The organism is Endozoicomonas arenosclerae (genome assembly GCF_001562015.1).
Lineage (GTDB): Bacteria > Pseudomonadota > Gammaproteobacteria > Pseudomonadales > Endozoicomonadaceae > Endozoicomonas_A > Endozoicomonas_A arenosclerae.
Genome location: NZ_LASA01000196.1, coordinates 1 through 2,813, shown reverse-complemented (window position 1 = coordinate 2,813; position 2,813 = coordinate 1). Strand labels below are relative to the sequence as shown.

6 protein-coding genes are annotated in these 2,813 nt (G+C 43.7%); 3 read left to right on the top strand and 3 right to left on the bottom strand.

The genetic code is table 11. From position 1 onward, the window contains the following. Nucleotides 1-169, bottom strand: a 169-nt coding sequence (locus WG89_RS32435; RefSeq protein ID WP_062260605.1) for a transposase, incomplete at its 3' end; no start/stop codon positions are given. Nucleotides 170-312: 143 nt separating this feature from the next. Between WG89_RS32435 and WG89_RS26800 the strand changes: the two genes are divergently transcribed. Then, on the top strand, nt 313-705 hold the full coding sequence (locus tag WG89_RS26800) for a hypothetical protein (protein WP_062270719.1): 393 nt from the start codon (nt 313-315) through the stop codon (nt 703-705). A 115-nt stretch (nt 706-820) separates the two neighbouring features. On the opposite strand, the gene WG89_RS32430 is transcribed toward WG89_RS26800, so the two are convergent. Continuing rightward, nucleotides 821-1,246: a pilin gene (locus WG89_RS32430; protein WP_414630399.1), complete on the bottom strand. Its 426-nt coding sequence runs from the start codon at nt 1,244-1,246 to the stop codon at nt 821-823. Nucleotides 1,247-1,439: 193 nt separating this feature from the next. On the opposite strand from WG89_RS32430, the gene WG89_RS26790 reads away from it, so the two are divergent. Continuing rightward, nucleotides 1,440-1,880 (top strand): hypothetical protein, encoded by a 441-nt coding sequence (locus tag WG89_RS26790; protein ID WP_062270717.1) that lies wholly within the window; start codon nt 1,440-1,442, stop codon nt 1,878-1,880. Between the two features lie 2 nt (nt 1,881-1,882). Here the strand turns inward: WG89_RS26790 and WG89_RS26785 are convergent, their stop codons facing one another. Continuing rightward, nucleotides 1,883-2,584 carry an O-antigen ligase family protein gene (locus WG89_RS26785; RefSeq protein WP_172806931.1) on the bottom strand — a complete coding sequence of 234 codons (702 nt, stop codon included), beginning with the start codon at nt 2,582-2,584 and terminating at the stop codon, nt 1,883-1,885. Between the two features lie 52 nt (nt 2,585-2,636). On the opposite strand from WG89_RS26785, the gene WG89_RS33085 reads away from it, so the two are divergent. Beyond that, on the top strand, nt 2,637-2,813 hold a 177-nt coding region (locus WG89_RS33085; protein WP_153301802.1), incomplete at its 3' end, for a helix-turn-helix domain-containing protein.

The following is a 2,813-nucleotide window of genomic DNA, read 5'->3' as shown; positions in this document are numbered from 1 at the left end:
GAGGATAAGGAGGTCTTCCGTTGCCACGCTTAGGGTAATAGGGCTCGATTACGGCCTCTAAGCGTTTCCATGGAATCAGAACCTCCATTCTTTCAAGAAAAATTTCCCTACGAGTTCTGCGTCGCTTCTGGCTGAATTCACTGTCGGAAAAAGAGAGTTGTTGGTCCATGACTACCTCTGATCAAGCTGCTGAGATTATTATCTCATGATCAGGGACTTATTCGCAGGTTCCCTAGATTCGACGCTTTTTCTTGTCTTGAGATAAAGCCAGGCTGTGAAGAACAACTGACTGCCCGCCTGAAGTGGCTGGGTATGAGGCTGGATATCCCTTATTTGCATGAAGATGTGATTAAAAAGCTGATAGCAGATAGAGCTATCAATCAGCTGCCTGATGTATTCAGGCTTTCTTTTTCCAGTCTGAAAGAGGCTGGATTATCAGAAACTTCTGCCTCATCAATGTTAACTGCACTGCATCATGTTCAGACGCAGCCCTTTAAGAATCAGATAAGGGCGTTAAGCATTCCTCAGGTCGGTGAAAGTCGATCTAAAAAGCTGGCTTTACGTTTTAAAGGTTGGAATGGTTTGCTTGACGCTAATGATCAGGAAATAGCCTCTGCAACGTATATGACAAGGAATCAGGCACGACTCGTTAAGGGCTACATATCAACTTCAGAAGTAGTTAAAGTCATTCGATTCTTTCAATGATACAAACTTCATACTTTTTATATTCTCCTGCCTCACCTACCTTCATTACAAAACATCCAGGTAAAAAAAAGGCCAGATTTTCATCTAGCCTTTCCAGATCTAACCAAATTTATTTTTAGGGAGAAAAATCTGGGCTATCAGTCAGTGACTCATTACTGCATAAAGTTCCTCCCCCATTACAGGTTAGAACCCAAACTGTGCCAGTTGCATCTGGAGTATATGTTAAAGTCTGAGCTGCAAATGCACCACCTGGTGTAATAGTAAGCACTCCATCTGAGATAGCTGTTACTTTCTTGTCTGCGCTCACAGAAGGAATTCCATTTGTATTAGCTTCACAGTCAGTAATTGGGTTCGTTTGAGCACAAATACCAACCGCTGTTTTATACTGGCTTGCTTCACTCAAAGCTGCATTCACTGTCGCGTTACGGGTATAGTTCTGGTACTGGGGAATCGCCACTGCCGCCAGAATACCAATGATCGCCACTACGATCATCAGTTCGATCAGCGTGAAACCCAGCATCCTGGACATCCATGTTTTCATCTCGTCATCCTCGGTCATTGAATAGCTGCCCTCCGCCGAACACCGGGCCCCACAGGTCAGTCTCTAGCTGGATGTTTCGGCCCCTATAACCAGAGCTTTAGGCTTATTACTCCTTCTTTAACATTCTTATTTCTCGTGATTTTCAGGCGGGCACCGATAACCCATTTACAGGCTTATCAATCAGGGCAGCACGATGAAAAATCGCACACTTGTGAACCATAAAAAACTCTCCCTTGCCGCTCGAGTCATCACAGTTGTATTGGTACTGACATCAACCGCAATAACCGGCGCAGTCAGCCTTCAATATATCTATCAGGGTGAAGTGGATCGTTATTTTGAGAAAGAGCAAGGCTCAGAACTGATGTTGATTATTCAAACCGGTCATCACACCTTGAGAACAACAGGCTCTGGAAAAGAAAACTTCAGGCCATTATTAGGCAGTCAGCTGGGAGATTATCAGGGTCACAGATTTGTGGGTTGGCATGCAGACTTCAGTAAAATGTCCTGGGGAAGTGAATTTCCTTTCTTCATGCTTTATGAGGTTAACTATCAGAATGGCAGCACACAGGAGTTCTTTTCTTACGAAGGCCTGCTGAATCCAGAACTGGTGGCCAGAGAAATTCGTCTGAATTAAAGCTATAAATGAAAGGCTCCATTCTGCCAGAAGCGTGGAGCCATGGACTCCCCATCAAGAGAAATGGGATACCCACCTTCAATAAACTCCCAATAGAAAATCATATAAAAAGCCAACGACAAAAATAAGATCATAACGTTCATCAAGCAATAAACAACTTGCTCAAAAGCATTGGAAGATTTCACATAGCTCTCGCCTTTTTTTCCTTCCTTGTTATGAACAGATAAACAATAGCCAACAACAAGCACCATTAATAACTGACTCATAGGGGTAATCAATATACCACTGATTTGCGCATGAACCATAGCACTGACACAGGCCCATAAAACACTGATCTGTATACACTGTTGTTGCAGGGATAACTTACCTTCATTGAGTCGTACTCTTAACCCTCTGAGAAAGGAAAGAGCACCCCATGATAAAGTTAAAACAATACATAAAGTTGCTATAACCCCCCATTCAGAAAGCCATTGCAAAAAAATGTTATGGGGAGAGCCCGGCCCACGCTCCATAAACGTTATAAAATGTTGAGGGCCAATCCCGAGCCAGGGATTCTGAACGGTTGAATGCCATGCGACATCCCATAATTCAAGACGATCATAGGCTTTCACAACGTCAGAAAATGGCCTGAAACCACTGAAGCCATGCCCCAAAAGGTAAGGAACCAGCCTGATTAATAGACCATAGCTATTGATCTGGGCCAAAACTTCCCGACAAGAGTTTCTGTATAACTGACACCTCATATTTGAGGTGTACATGAGCAAAGTCGACGGCCGTAAAATTTCCCATGATGTTCGAGAATCTATTCGTTTAGAGGCTATACACCTATGGCTGGAGGGCGCCACTGTCAATCAGCTATCCGAAAAGTATTCTACTCACAGGTCATGCGTTTACGACTGGATTGATCGTTATGAACGAGGTGGCTTGGAAGCC